This is a genomic window from Streptomyces sp. ME02-8801-2C, assembly GCF_033793965.1.
In the GTDB taxonomy this organism is placed as follows: domain Bacteria; phylum Actinomycetota; class Actinomycetes; order Streptomycetales; family Streptomycetaceae; genus Streptomyces.
On record NZ_JARAXP010000004.1, the window covers coordinates 227,967 to 241,169 of the forward strand.

11 protein-coding genes and 2 tRNA genes are annotated in these 13,203 nt (G+C 69.3%); 10 read left to right on the plus strand and 3 right to left on the minus strand.

The annotated features are described in order from the left end of the window. Positions 1 to 54 precede the first annotated feature (54 nt). On the minus strand, positions 55 to 1,143 hold the full coding sequence (locus tag PV396_RS14305) for a M48 family metallopeptidase (RefSeq protein WP_319204455.1): 1,089 nt from the start codon (positions 1,141 to 1,143) through the stop codon (positions 55 to 57). A gap of 101 nt (positions 1,144 to 1,244) precedes the next feature. Here PV396_RS14305 and PV396_RS14310 point away from each other — a divergent pair, with 101 nt between their 5' ends. From PV396_RS14310 to PV396_RS14355, 9 genes are all read left to right on the plus strand, one after another. Then, positions 1,245 to 1,406 (plus strand): hypothetical protein, encoded by a 162-nt coding sequence (locus PV396_RS14310; protein ID WP_319204457.1) that lies wholly within the window; start codon positions 1,245 to 1,247, stop codon positions 1,404 to 1,406. Between the two features lie 118 nt (positions 1,407 to 1,524). Next, a complete protein-coding gene (locus PV396_RS14315) occupies positions 1,525 to 1,689 on the plus strand; it encodes a hypothetical protein (protein ID WP_006376185.1) in 165 nt (54 codons plus the stop codon). Between the two features lie 67 nt (positions 1,690 to 1,756). After that, positions 1,757 to 2,461: a nicotinate-nucleotide adenylyltransferase gene (gene nadD / locus PV396_RS14320; protein ID WP_319204459.1), complete on the plus strand. Its 705-nt coding sequence runs from the start codon at positions 1,757 to 1,759 to the stop codon at positions 2,459 to 2,461. A gap of 16 nt (positions 2,462 to 2,477) precedes the next feature. Further along, positions 2,478 to 4,211 carry a LytR C-terminal domain-containing protein gene (locus PV396_RS14325; protein WP_319204462.1) on the plus strand — a complete coding sequence of 578 codons (1,734 nt, stop codon included), beginning with the start codon at positions 2,478 to 2,480 and terminating at the stop codon, positions 4,209 to 4,211. A gap of 149 nt (positions 4,212 to 4,360) precedes the next feature. Further along, a complete protein-coding gene (gene rsfS, locus PV396_RS14330) occupies positions 4,361 to 4,804 on the plus strand; it encodes a ribosome silencing factor (RefSeq protein WP_319204464.1) in 444 nt (147 codons plus the stop codon). Beyond that, positions 4,801 to 5,475 carry a histidine phosphatase family protein gene (locus PV396_RS14335; RefSeq protein WP_319204466.1) on the plus strand — a complete coding sequence of 225 codons (675 nt, stop codon included), beginning with the start codon at positions 4,801 to 4,803 and terminating at the stop codon, positions 5,473 to 5,475. Before rsfS ends, PV396_RS14335 begins: the two co-directional genes overlap by 4 nt. A gap of 73 nt (positions 5,476 to 5,548) precedes the next feature. Beyond that, a tRNA-Ala gene (locus PV396_RS14340) sits at positions 5,549 to 5,621 on the plus strand. A 686-nt stretch (positions 5,622 to 6,307) separates the two neighbouring features. Then, on the plus strand, positions 6,308 to 6,541 hold the full coding sequence (locus PV396_RS14350; protein WP_044472114.1) for a hypothetical protein: 234 nt from the start codon (positions 6,308 to 6,310) through the stop codon (positions 6,539 to 6,541). An 83-nt stretch (positions 6,542 to 6,624) separates the two neighbouring features. After that, positions 6,625 to 6,697, plus strand: a tRNA-Ala gene (locus PV396_RS14355). Positions 6,698 to 6,813: 116 nt separating this feature from the next. Here the strand turns inward: PV396_RS14355 and PV396_RS14360 are convergent. Together PV396_RS14360 and PV396_RS14365 are read right to left on the minus strand one after the other, a co-directional pair. Further along, positions 6,814 to 8,433, minus strand: a complete 1,620-nt coding sequence (locus PV396_RS14360) for an NADH-ubiquinone oxidoreductase-F iron-sulfur binding region domain-containing protein (protein ID WP_319204468.1) — start codon at positions 8,431 to 8,433, stop codon at positions 6,814 to 6,816. Next, a complete protein-coding gene (locus tag PV396_RS14365) occupies positions 8,430 to 9,740 on the minus strand; it encodes a cytochrome b/b6 domain-containing protein (RefSeq protein ID WP_319204470.1) in 1,311 nt (436 codons plus the stop codon). Before PV396_RS14365 ends, PV396_RS14360 begins: the two co-directional genes overlap by 4 nt. A 492-nt stretch (positions 9,741 to 10,232) precedes the next feature. Between PV396_RS14365 and leuS the strand changes: the two genes are divergently transcribed. Next, the gene (gene leuS / locus PV396_RS14370; RefSeq protein WP_319204472.1) at positions 10,233 to 13,112 is read left to right on the plus strand and encodes a leucine--tRNA ligase; all 2,880 of its coding nucleotides are present in this window, start codon (positions 10,233 to 10,235) and stop codon (positions 13,110 to 13,112) included. The last annotated feature ends 91 nt before the right edge of the window (positions 13,113 to 13,203 follow it).

Consider the following 13,203-nt stretch of genomic DNA (forward strand, 5'->3'; position numbering starts at 1 on the left):
CGGGTGCGGCCCGGTGGGGCCTTGTCGCGCAGTTCCCCGCGCCCCTGGGTGCGGCTAGTCGTCCGGAGTTGTGTTGTTCTGCGGGGAGCCGCCGAAGCCCCTTCTTACCCTGCCGCCCAGGTCGCCTGCTCCGCCGGCGATGTCCGTGACCAGCTTCATCAGGGGGTCCTTGGAGTTCTTGACGTTGGTCGCGTAGCTCGACGCCGACTCGCGGAAGGAGCCGGAGACCGAGGTGTCCTTGTCCTCGGTGCGGCGCGGGTAGTGGCCGTCCATGAGCCGCTGGAAGTCGCGGGACTCGGCCCACTTCTTCAGCTCGGCGGCGCGCACGGTGGTGAAGGGGTGGGTGCGCGGGAGGACGTTGAGGATCTTCAGTACGGAGTCGCGCAGGTCGCCCCCCGCCTCGTACTCATCGGCCTGGGCGAGGAACGCGTCCACGTTCATCTCGTGCAGGTGGTTGCCGCCGGCGATCTTCATCAGGCCGCGCATCGAGGCCTTGAGGTCCTGGCCGACGAGCAGGCCCGCGCGGTCGGCGGACAGCTCCGACTTGCGGAACCACTCGCGCAGAGCGGTCACGATCGCCATGATCGCGATGTTGCCGAGCGGGATCCAGGCGACGCGGAGGGCCAGGTTGGTCAGGAAGAGCAGGATGGTCCGGTAGACCGAGTGGCCGGAGAGGGCATGTCCCACCTCGTGCCCGATGACCGCCCGCATCTCCTCCTCGTCGAGCAGTTCGACGAGACCGGTGGTGACGACGATGATCGGCTCGTCCAGGCCGATGCACATCGCGTTGGGCTGCGGATCCTGGTTGACGTACATCGGCGGGACCTTCTCCAGGTCCAGGATCTGACAGGCGTCCAGCAGCATGGCGTGGAGATGGACGAACTGCTGGTCCGAGACGCGCACGGAGTCGGACAGGAACAGCAGCCGCAGACTGCGCTCGGGAAGCAGACCGCTGAGCGCCTTGAAGACGGTGTCGAACCCGCTGAGCTTGCGCAGGGCGACGAGGGCGGAGCGGTCCGCCGGATGCTCGTACGCCCGCGAGGAGATCCCCGGGAAGCGCCTGCGCTGCCTGCTGGGTACGTGCTCGTGCGCTGCGGGCTCCTCCGGCCCGTGCCCGTTGCTCTCGTGGCTGTCGTCGGACATGTGTTCCCCCATGCGTCTGATTGCCCTATGTGCCCCCCGAAGCGGGGCCCAGCCTAGGCGGAGATACCGTGGCGGGGCAGCACACCGTAAGGAGCGATCCGATGGACCACACCCCCGTAACCGACTGGATCACCGAGGCCGCGAGCGCCGCCGAGAAGCAGGGATCCGGCGACCTGCTCCGGGTCGTGCTGATCGTGATGTTCTTCGGCTGCATCCTGACCGCGTGGTTCGTGCTGCGGGGGTACAAACACAAGGACGACTGACACGGACCGGAAGTTCCCCTCCGGCCGTTGCGCGGAGTCGGCGTGATCCCCGTCGGCGGGCACGCTTACGATGAGCCGACGTCTTTATCCCGCCCTCACCGAATAGGTACTGCCGAAGATGAGCTTCCACAGCGCCGCAGCCCAGTTGGTCACGCTTGCCGCCGAGGGCGAGGAGCACGGCGGCAACCACGAGAGCCTCAGCCCCTACGTCACAGGTGGCGGCGCCCTCTTCATCCTGCTGCTCCTGCTGTGGATCACCACCCGTTTCAACCGCGACCGCTGAGTCCGGTCAGGAGGGTCCGTCAGGCTGCGGCCGGGGCTCTCAGGCCGGGCCGGTAGGGTCTGCACGCATGGGAGAGCAGGACATGCCTACCGGCCCGGCGAACAACGCCGGCGGCCGTCCGGCGCGCGACACGGAGAACCGCCCGGTGTCCCGGCGCGCGACCGGCAACGGCCCGTCGAGCGCGGGCAAGCGCCGCCTCGGCGTCATGGGCGGCACATTCGATCCGATCCACCACGGTCACCTCGTGGCGGCCAGTGAGGTCGCCGCGCAGTTCCACCTCGACGAGGTGGTGTTCGTACCGACCGGGCAGCCGTGGCAGAAGTCCGACCGCAGTGTGTCGCCGGCTGAGGACCGCTACCTGATGACGGTCATCGCGACCGCCGAGAACCCGCAGTTCTCGGTCAGCCGCATCGACCTCGACCGCGGTGGCCCGACCTACACGACGGACACCCTGCGCGACCTGCGCGCCCTCAACCCCGAAACGGACCTGTTCTTCATCACGGGCGCCGACGCGCTCGGCCAGATCCTCACCTGGCGCGATGCCGACGAACTGTTCTCCCTCGCGCACTTCATCGGGGTCACCCGGCCCGGCCACACCCTGACCGACCCGGGACTTCCGGAGGGCGGAGTCTCGCTCGTCGAGGTCCCCGCCCTGGCCATCTCGTCCACGGACTGCCGTGCGAGGGTCGCCAAGGGTGACCCGGTCTGGTACCTGGTGCCGGACGGTGTGGTGCGCTACATCGACAAGCGTGAGCTGTACCGCGGCGAGTGAGCCGAGAGGAGCACCGGTGAACGACCGATACGACTCGGGGTACGACGGCGACCAGCAGTACGAGATCGTCGGCTACGACGACTACGGCCGGCCCATATACCAGCAGGTGCCGCCGCAGCAGGCGTACCAGCAACAGCAACAGACTCATCAGGGGCAGCAGCCGTACGACCCGTACGCGCAGCAGACACCTCAGAACCAGGGCTACGAGGGGTACGGCTACGACCCGTACACCACCGGGCAGCAGCAGCCCGCCCCCGCCTACGACCAGTACGGCGCCCAGAACCCGGCCACCGGGTACGACCCCTACGGGCAGGCGGCGAGCAGCGGCCCGCAGCCCCGGGTCGCCGAGCAGACCGCGCCCTCCGTGCCGACGCCGCGGACCCCGCGGGCCGAACAGACCGCCCAGGTCCCGCAGCAGGGCGGCCCGGCCGGGAACGACGGCCCGCAGGCCCAGGGGAGTACGCAGGAGCAGGGCGAACGCGACTACAGCACCCAGCAGTTCGCCTTCGTCGAGGAGCCCAGCGGCGACTCCGAGGACGTCATCGACTGGCTGAACTTCACCGAGAACCGCACCGAACGCCGCGAGGAGGCCAAGCGCCGCGCGCGGAGCCGCGTCATCGCCCTGGTCGTCGTCCTCGCCCTGGTGGCGGTGGGCGGGGTCGGCTACCTCTGGTTCGCCGGGAAGCTGCCCGGCACGTCCTCCTCGGACACGAAGGCGGGCGGCACGACCGGCGGGGCGGCCCAGAAACGGGACGTGGTCGTCGTCCATCTGCACAACACCGCCAAGGGCGGCACCTCGACGGTGCTGCTCGTCGACAACACCACCACCAAGCAGGGTGCCACCGTCCTGCTGCCCAACTCCCTCGCCCTGACCGACGACGACGGCACCACGACCACGCTCGCCAAGTCCGTCGACGACGACGGCTCCTCCGGGACGCGCGACGCGCTCGACACCGTCCTCGGCACCGACATCGAGGGCACCTGGCGGCTCGACACGCCCTACCTGCAGAACCTCGTCGAACTGGTCGGCAACATCGACATCGACACGAACGCCGACGTACCCGACCCCGGGGCCAAGAAGGGCACGGCGCCCCTGGTGAAGAAGGGCGAGGACCAGACCCTCAGCGGCAAGATGGCCGTCGCCTACGCCACCTACGTCGCCCGCGGCGAGACCCAGGACGCCCAGCTCGAGCGGTTCGGGCAGGTCATGCAGGGCGTGCTGCGCAAGCTGTCCTCCGACACCCAGGCGGCGACGGTGACCGTGCAGACCCTGGCGCAGATCCTCGACCCCTCGCTGACCGACAAGGACCTCGGCAGCTTCCTCGCCAGACTCGCCGACCTCGCCAAGGGCGGCGACTACAAGACCACGCTGCTGCCCGTCCAGGGCGACGGCACCCTGAGCGCCCAGGCCAGCTCCGCGGTCGTCAAAACCGTCCTGGGCGGCACCGCCAAGAGCCCCGACAAGGACGCGGCGGTCCGTGTCTCCGTCCAGAACGCGACCGGCGACAAGGACAACACCGAGAAGGCCCGCGTCGCCCTCCTCAACGGCGGCTTCACCTTCCTGGAGGCCGGTACCGGCACCGCCCGCGCCACGTCCCAGGTCACCTACACCGACGCCGCCGACAAGGAGAACGCCACCGAGGCCGCCAAGACGCTGGGTCTGCCCACGACCTCGGTGAAGAAGGGCACGGCCACCTCGAACGCGGACGTCTCCGTGATCCTCGGCCAGGACTTCAAGGCGCCCGCGTGACGCGGTGACTCCGGAAGCGATTCACCCTCCCGGGGGCCCGAAGCGGCTCCCGGGGAGTGATCCGGTAATGACGTGGGGTGGTGTGGGCGGTCCGTGAGACCCTTGGGGTAACCCGTACGGGTTCCCGACCGCCGACCGAAAGCCTTGTAGTGACCGCCACTGACCGTTCCATCGAGCTCATCTCCGCCGCCGCGCAGGCGGCTGCCGACAAGCTCGCGCACGACATCATCGCCTACGACGTCAGCGACGTGCTGTCGATCACGGACGCCTTCCTGCTGGCCTCCGCACCCAACGACCGCCAGGTCAAGTCGATCGTCGACGAGATCGAGGAGCGGCTCAACAAGGAACTCGGCACCAAGCCGGTCCGCCGCGAGGGCGACCGCGAGGCCCGCTGGGTGCTCCTGGACTACGTCGACATCGTCGTCCACGTCCAGCACAGCGAGGAGCGCGTCTTCTACGCCCTGGAGCGGCTCTGGAAGGACTGCCCCGAGCTGGAACTGCCCGCCGACGCGAAGGCCACCCGCGGCAAGGCCGCCGAACACGCCAAGCTGCAGGCCGAGGAGGACACCGCCGACTTCGGAGGTCTGCGGTGACCGCGTCCTTGCCCGACGGGTCCCGCCGTAAGCCCCGCCCCGGTCGGCGTCTGATCCTTTGGCGCCACGGCCAGACGTCGTGGAACGTGGAGCGGCGCTTCCAGGGCACCACGGACGTCGAGCTCACCGAGACGGGCATCAGCCAGGCCCGCCGCTCCGCCCGGCTGCTCGCCTCCCTGAAGCCCGACGCGATCGTCGCCTCGGACCTCCGGCGCGCGGCGGACACCGCCGGCGAACTCGCCGAGCTCACCGGTCTCACGGTGAGCCACGACGAGGGCCTGCGCGAGACCTACGCGGGCGTCTGGCAGGGGCTGACGCACGAGGAGATCATCGCCCGGCACGGGGACGAGTACGCCGCCTGGAAGCGCGGTGAGCCGGTCCGTCGCGGTGGCGGCGAACTGGAGACCGAGGTCGCCGACCGCGCGGCTCCCGTGGTGCTGCGGCACGCCGACAAGCTGCCCGACGAGGGCACCCTCGTGGTGGTCAGCCACGGAGGCACCATCCGGACCACCATCGGGCGCCTGCTCGGCCTGGAGTCCCACCACTGGGAGAGCCTCGGCGGTCTCTCCAACTGCTGCTGGTCCGTCCTCGGCGAGGGCGCCCGCGGCTGGCGTCTCCTGGAGCACAACGCCGGCACACTGCCCGAGCCGGTCCTCGGTGACGACGACTGACCCGGATTTCACTTTCCGGCTGGTCGCAGGCTAAAGTTCATCTTGTTCACCCGCCAGGGCGGGAAGAACGCGAGGGGCTATAGCTCAGTTGGTAGAGCGCCTGCATGGCATGCAGGAGGTCAGGAGTTCAATTCTCCTTAGCTCCACAGATATCGGTGACAAAAGTCCCGTTCCCGTCAGGGAGCGGGATTTTTTTGCGTGCCTCGTCCGTGTGTGGTGTGTCACTCCGGCGCCGGGTCGACTCCTGTCCGCATCGCGGTGGCGACGGGACCTCAACTCCGCTTCCGTGTCCGCGTTCATGCCGCGTGTGCCGGGGCCGGCCTCGGCCGCGGCCGCCCACGCGCCGGACGGTCCTCGCCTCGGCGGCGGTCGTCTCCGGCCCTGGTGGGCCTGGAATGAGGACCCGGGCCGCCTGTCGGCAACCTGCCCTGATCCCGGCCGGGTTGACTCTTCCTGAACCGGCTTGAGTCACTTGGGGGGCCGGAGGCGTATACCTCTGCGGAAGCTCTTCTTATGCGCATGTTCGCGCTGGCTGTGACGGCCGCGGCAGGTCGCCGTGTCCGGACTGGTACGAAGGCGTCGCTGACCGTATTGGTCCGGCCGTGGCAGAATCAAACGGCCGGAAGGGGGCGCGGCCCGACGGGAGGGAGTTGCGATGCCTGCGAGCATCCTCAGGGAGGTCGGTCACCTCCCTGAAGCGGCAGTCATACGGGGCAGGAGAACCCGTCTCAGCTGCCCTTCCTGCGGTTCCGGCCATGTCGCCCAGGTGCTCGGTGACAACGGTGGCGTTTCCTACGTGTGCACGGCCTGCGGCCACAGCTGGAGCTGATCGATGGGTGCACACAGGAGGAAATGCGACTGGTGCGGCAGTGGTACGCCGATCGTCCGTGACATGGAGCCGGTGAACCACGACTACCAGTACTGGTGCGAGGAATGCGCACGGGCGCTGATCATAAAAGGCGACCCGATCGAGACCTACCGTGAGCTCGAGGGTGAGCCGATCTACGGCCGGCTCCTCGAAGAGCACTGCACCCTCAAACGGTTCTACTCGTTCGTCACGGCCTGACCCCGGGAAACGATTTGGTGCTGCACCGGGGGGACCGGTAATGTTGGCGTCGCCGCCGGGGAAACCCGGCCGCAACACCGCAAGGGGCTATAGCTCAGTTGGTAGAGCGCCTGCATGGCATGCAGGAGGTCAGGAGTTCAATTCTCCTTAGCTCCACAGAAAGTTGAAGGCGGGTCACCCGATCAGGGTGACCCGCCTTCGGCGTTGTGCGGTACTCAGGGGGATGGGGGGAGGGGGAGCAGCAACCGGGTTGCTGCTCCCCCTCCGTGGCTTCAGCGACCGCTGCCGAGGGCGCGGCGGCCCCGGCCGCCCCGCTGGGACAGGACCGGCAGACGGTCGGGGGCAGAGGCCCTGGTGTCCTCCTCGATGCGCAGCGCCAGTGCCGGGCAGCGGCGCACCGCGCGCAGGGCCTTCGCCTCCGCGTACCGGGGCACCTTCGCCTGCGCGACGGTCGGGAAGCCGTCGGCGCCCAGTTCGAAGACCTCGGGAAGGATGTCGGCGCACAGACCGTGACCCCGGCACAGGGTCCAGTCGACGAAGATCTTCTGGCGGCTGGGGCCGCTCTCCTCCTCCGCCTGGCCACCCGGGATGCCCGTAGGGGTCTGGCCGCCCTCGAAGAGCGGCAGAACGCCCTCTACGGGCCTTCCGCAGCCGTTTCCGAGGACATGGGCGGCGAGGTCGTCCGTGAACGCCTTGATGGTCGATTCCAGGAACATCGCCGAGCCGTCCGGATGCGAGCACGCGCCGCGCCGTTTCACGGACTTGGCGACCTGCTTGACGGCCTCCAGGGCGGCCGGGCCGCCGCCGTTGAGGATGTCCTGCATACCGCGCGCCGCGGCCGGCAGACCGAGGTAGCAGGGGCCGCACTGGCCGGCGCTCTCCTCCGCCAGCCACTGGGCGACACGCAGCGACTCGCCGAGCGGGCAGGTGTCCTGGCTGATCGGCAGGATCGCGCCCGCGCCGAGGGCACCGCCCACCTGGTCCAGGGAGTTGCGCGAGACGATCGCCTCGTTGACCGTCGCCGCGTCGATCCACTTGCCGTGGTAGCCGCCGGTCAGCACACCCTGCGGGACCGGCGGGGCGCCGGCGAGCTGCAGGACGTAGCGCAGCGGAACACCCGTAGGCACCTCGATCACCATGGGGCGGGCGACCGCACCGGAGACCGTGAGCATGACGGTGCCCGGCTCGTCGTACAGGCCGGTGTTGCAGTAGCGCTCGGCGCCGATGCGGGCGGCGATCGCCAGCTGGGCGTAGGTCTCGGCGTTGGACAGCAGGGTGGGCGCGCCGCCCACACCGCTCTGGGAGGCGCTGATCTTGCGGCCGGGCGGGATCGCCGGGCCGCCGTCGATGGAGCGGATCAGCGAGGCGGCGGCGCCGGTGACCATACGGATCGGGTTGCGCTGCACGCGCGCGCGTAGCGCCGACCGGCGGCCGTTGTTGAGGCCGCGTTCGGCGAGCGCCGCCTCCATGGAGCGCTGCGTGGATTCACGTGTCACCCCGATGACGAGGGTGCGGGCGCCCATCGCCTCCGCGCACAGCAGGGCGCCGTCCAGGATCAGGTGCGGGGCACGGTTGACCAGCACGGTGTCCTTGCGGCAGGCGGGCTCGTCCTCGCTGGCGTTGACGACGACGACCGGGCGCACGCCGCGCCGGATCGCCGACTCGGCGACCGACCGCAGCTTCTTGTGAAAGGGGAAGCCCGCGCCGCCGCGGCCCTTGAGGGAAATGCGTTCGGCGAGCTGCGCGAGCTGCTCGCCGCCCATCGGTTCGAGCGGCCCGTGCACCTTCAGGTGCATGGGCAGGTCAAGTCTCTCGACAAGGTCGAAACCCGACGTGAGCTGAGGAAGCCCGACCACGCGGACTTCGGGGACGTCGGGCAGAGCCTCGTTCACTTAAAGCCTCCGGAAGGCGCGTTCCAAGGTTCGCCCGAACCCGGTGCGTCGAATCCATAGGAAGCACCGGGGTTTGTCTCAGTGGCGGGACCGCTGTTGTTCGTGTCGTTCGCGTTGTACGTGCCGTAGGCCGCATTCGACTCACCGGTGTTGTACACATCACTCGTGCCGTACGCGGCCGCGCCCGGATTGCCATAGGCCGGGATGTTGTATCCGGTGTCAGCCATGGGGTCGTACGCCGACACGGGCGCCTCGCCCACGGGAGGCGGGGACGGAATCGGCCAGCTGCCCGACGTGCTGCCGTCCACCCGCGGGATCGCCCCGGTCCCCTGCATGTCCATCGACAGGTCCATGCGCGCGGTCTGGTCCATGTACGTGTCCTGCCCGCGCGGGGGCGTCACCGCTCGGTAGGCCGCCGCGAAGCCGTCCTGCGCGGGCTCGGGGGTCATGGTGCGGCTGGCCGGAACGTCGTAGAGCGGCGACGCGGCCGGCGCGCTGCGCTGCGGGGGGACCCCCCCGTCTCCGCGCGCGGGCCTGCCCGCGGACTGGTTCTCGTAGCCCGGCAGGGCGGATTCACCGAGGCGTGCCCGGCTCGCGTCCAGGCCCTCGCGGCTCGGCCGTTCCTGGGAACCCAGGAACGCCATGATCTGGGCGGCCACCCTGCGCTTGAACGGGCGGGGCGCCGAGCGCAGTGCCAGGGCCGCTATCACCGCGAGTAGACACAGGCCGTAAAGGATCGTGAACACCGGCTTCGCCTGGCGTCCCGCGTACAGGCCGTGGACCAGGGCGAAGCACCAGGCCGGGTAGGCCAGCATGTGCATCGCGCGCCAGCGCGCCGCGACCGGTGCCGGGGAGGCGAAGCGGCTGCGCAGCGCGCCGGTGACGGCCGTGAAGATCATGAGCAGGCCGGCCGCGGAGCCCATGCCGATGAGACCTGAGGTGCCGGTGACGCCGAGGCTGAACGGGATCAGCGCGGCGATCAGCGAGACGTGGTCGAGCGCCAGCTTGACCGAGACGTGCAGCAGCAGGAAGGCGACCGAGGAGACGGCGGTCGTCCGGTGCACGGCCTGCGCGATCAACCGCTGGCGGGTGTTCAGGAAGACCCGGTCGGTCGCGACCAGGCCCCAGATCACCGAGCAGGAGAGGGCGACCAGCGAGAGCACGCCGGCGCCGAAGTTCAGGAAGTCCTGGACCGAGTCACCTCCGACCAGCACGATCACCGGTATAAGGAGCAGCACGGCAGCCGTCGCCATCCCGTAGGCCGAACGGCCCGTCCTGGGAAGCGAACTGTTACTACGAGGGTTCATGGGGGCAACTCCGAGCGGTTCGGGAAGGCGGTCCCGCGTCGAACTCTAAGTCGAGACATACCGATGAGTACGAGGTTTGAGTTATTGCGCTGTTACCAAAGCGCCGTGAGGCCGTTGTGATGTCCCAAAGAGGTTGTTACGCGAAGTAATTTTTGAACCTGGTTCAGGTTTTGCTGTGTGGCGATTCACGTTTCCCCCCGAGGCGTGAGGGAGTCATGAGGGCGATGTGTGGGGGCTCTGTGGGCACTCCGGCGACTGCTCGGGGGCACGGCACCCGGTGTCGTTCCCCGAGGGGTACTCCGTCGCTGCACGCGCGACTGCTGCGGTACCCTGACGCCATGCGTGCCGTACGCCTTCTGCTTAGTGAGCCGCGCTGATCAGTCCCGACCGCTGACGAATCGTGGTCGGCATCGGCGCGGCGTCCCCTCCTGTGCGAGGGGATTTTTCATTTCCAGGCCACTGGCAGAGACGATCGATGGAGCTTTGAGGACCATGAGCGAGACGAACCCCGCTGCCGCCGAGGTCGCGGCGCCGCACCGCTACACGGCTGCCATGGCGGCCGACATCGAGGCACGCTGGCAGGACTTCTGGGACGCCGAGGGCACCTACGCCGCGCCGAACCCGAGCGGCGATCTGGCCGACGACCCGGAGCTGGCCGCCAAGCCCAAGAAGTTCATCATGGACATGTTCCCGTACCCCTCCGGGGCGGGACTGCACGTCGGCCACCCGCTGGGATACATCGCGACCGACGTGTACGCCCGCTTCCAGCGCATGACCGGCCACAACGTGCTGCACACCCTGGGCTTCGACGCCTTCGGCCTGCCCGCCGAGCAGTACGCCGTGCAGACCGGCACGCACCCGCGTGTGTCCACCGAGGCCAACATCGAGAACATGAAGGTCCAGCTGCGCCGGCTGGGCCTGGGCCACGACAGGCGCCGGTCCTTCGCCACGATCGACCCGGACTACTACAAGTGGACCCAGTGGATCTTCCTGCAGATCTTCAACTCCTGGTACGACGAGGAGGCGGACAAGGCCCGCCCGATCGCCGCCCTGGTCGCCCAGTTCGAGAGCGGCGAGCGCGCCGTACCGGGTGACCACGCGCGCGCGTGGAACGAGCTGACCGCCGCCGAGCGCGCCGACGTGCTGGGCGAGTACCGCCTGGCGTACGCCTCCGAGGCGCCCGTCAACTGGTGTCCGGGACTGGGCACCGTGCTGGCCAACGAGGAGGTCACCGCCGACGGCCGTTCCGAGCGCGGCAACTTCCCCGTCTTCAAGGCCAAGCTGCGCCAGTGGAACATGCGCATCACCGCCTACGCCGACCGGCTGCTGAACGACCTGGACGCGCTGGACTGGCCCGAGGCCATCAAGCTGCAGCAGCGCAACTGGATCGGCCGCTCCGAGGGCGCCCGGGTCGACTTCCCCGTGGACGGCGAGGCCATCACGGTCTTCACCACCCGCCCCGACACTCTGTTCGGCGCGAGCTACATGGTCCTGGCGCCCGAGCACCCGCTGGTCGAGAAGCTGATCCCGGCCGCCTGGCCCGAGGGCACCCACGACATCTGGACGGGCGGTCACGCCACACCCGGCGAGGCCGTCGCCGCCTACCGTGCCCAGGCCGCCTCGAAGTCGGACGTCGAGCGGCAGGCCGAGGCCAAGGACAAGACCGGCGTCTTCATCGGCTCGTACGCGACCAACCCGGTCAACGGCGAGCAGATCCCCGTCTTCATCGCCGACTACGTCCTGATGGGCTACGGCACCGGCGCGATCATGGCCGTACCGGCGGGCGACCAGCGCGACTTCGAGTTCGCGCGCGCCTTCGAGCTGCCCATCCACTGCATCGTGGAGCCGACCGACGGGCGCGGCACCGACACCTCGACGTGGGACAACGCCTTCGGGGCCTACGACGCGAAGATCATCAACTCGGCCAACGGCGACATCTCGCTGGACGGCCTGCCCGTCGCCGAGGCCAAGGCCCGCATCACCGAGTGGCTGGAGCGCAAGGGCATCGGGCGCGGCACCGTCAACTTCCGGCTGCGCGACTGGCTGTTCAGCCGCCAGCGCTACTGGGGCGAGCCCTTCCCGATCGTCTACGACGAGGACGGCGTCGCCCACTCGCTGCCCGAGTCGATGCTGCCGCTGGAGCTGCCCGAGGTCGAGGACTACTCGCCGCGCACCTTCGACCCGGACGACGCGAACACCGAGCCCGAGACGCCGCTGTCCCGCAACGAGGACTGGGTCAACGTCACCCTGGACCTGGGCGACGGCCGGGGCCCGCAGAAGTACCGCCGCGAGACCAACACCATGCCCAACTGGGCCGGTTCCTGCTGGTACGAGCTGCGCTACCTGGACCCGAACAACGACCAGAAGCTGGTCGACCCTGCCGTCGAGCAGTACTGGATGGGCCCCCGCGAGGGCCAGCCGCACGGCGGCGTCGACCTGTACGTCGGCGGCGCCGAGCACGCCGTGCTGCACCTGCTGTACGCCCGCTTCTGGTCCAAGGTCCTGTTCGACCTGGGGCACGTCTCGTCGGTCGAGCCGTTCCACAAGCTGTTCAACCAGGGCATGATCCAGGCCTTCGTGTACCGCGACAGCCGCGGCATCGCCGTACCGGCCGCCGAGGTGGAGGAGCGTGACGGCGAGTTCTTCCACAACGGCGAGAAGGTCTCCCGGCTGCTGGGCAAGATGGGCAAGTCCCTGAAGAACGCGGTCACTCCGGACGAGGTCAGCGCCGAGTACGGGGCGGACACGCTGCGCCTTTACGAGATGGCCATGGGTCCGCTGGACGTGTCGCGGCCGTGGGACACGCGCGCGGTGGTGGGCCAGTACCGGCTGCTGCAGCGGCTGTGGCGCAACGTCGTCGACGAGAACACCGGCGAGGTCACCGTCGTCGACTCCGAGACCGACGAGGCGACCCTGCGTGCCCTGCACAAGGCGATCGACGGTGTCCGTCAGGACCTGGAGGGCCTGCGGTTCAACACGGCCATCGCCAAGGTCACCGAGCTGAACAACCACCTGACCAAGACGGGCGGGCCGGTCACGCGCACGGTCGCCGAGGCCCTGGTGCTGCTGGTCGCGCCGCTGGCCCCGCACATCGCCGAAGAGCTGTGGCGTCGGCTGGGCCACCCCGACTCGGTCGTCCACCAGGACTTCCCGGTCGCCGACCCCGCGTACGTCGTCGACGAGAGCGTGACCTGCGTCGTGCAGATCAAGGGCAAGGTCAAGGCCCGCCTGGAGGTCTCGCCGTCGATCTCCGACGACGAGCTGGAGGAGGTGGCGCTGGGTGACGACAAGGTCGTGGAGGCGCTGGCCGGCGCGGGGATCCGCAAGGTGATCGTGCGGGCGCCGAAGCTGGTCAACATCGTCACCGCGTAGGTTCCGAACATCACTGCGGGCATGTGTGCCCTCAGTGACGCGGGGCTGGGCGTGGGCGGTCCGGCGGATCGCTCGGGGTAGTCCCCTACGG

Excerpts from the sequence above, each read along its gene's own strand:
- nadD (WP_319204459.1), top strand. The coding sequence starts at position 1,757 with ATGGGAGAGCAGGACATGCCTACCGGCCCGGCGAACAACGCCGGCGGC.
- PV396_RS14350 (WP_044472114.1), top strand. The coding sequence starts at position 6,308 with ATGGGTGCACACAGGAGGAAATGCGACTGGTGCGGCAGTGGTACGCCG.
- PV396_RS14310 (WP_319204457.1), top strand. The coding sequence starts at position 1,245 with ATGGACCACACCCCCGTAACCGACTGGATCACCGAGGCCGCGAGCGCC.
- PV396_RS14315 (WP_006376185.1), top strand. The coding sequence starts at position 1,525 with ATGAGCTTCCACAGCGCCGCAGCCCAGTTGGTCACGCTTGCCGCCGAG.
- PV396_RS14305 (WP_319204455.1), bottom strand. The coding sequence starts at position 1,143 with ATGTCCGACGACAGCCACGAGAGCAACGGGCACGGGCCGGAGGAGCCC.
- PV396_RS14365 (WP_319204470.1), bottom strand. The coding sequence starts at position 9,740 with ATGAACCCTCGTAGTAACAGTTCGCTTCCCAGGACGGGCCGTTCGGCC.
- leuS (WP_319204472.1), top strand. The coding sequence starts at position 10,233 with ATGAGCGAGACGAACCCCGCTGCCGCCGAGGTCGCGGCGCCGCACCGC.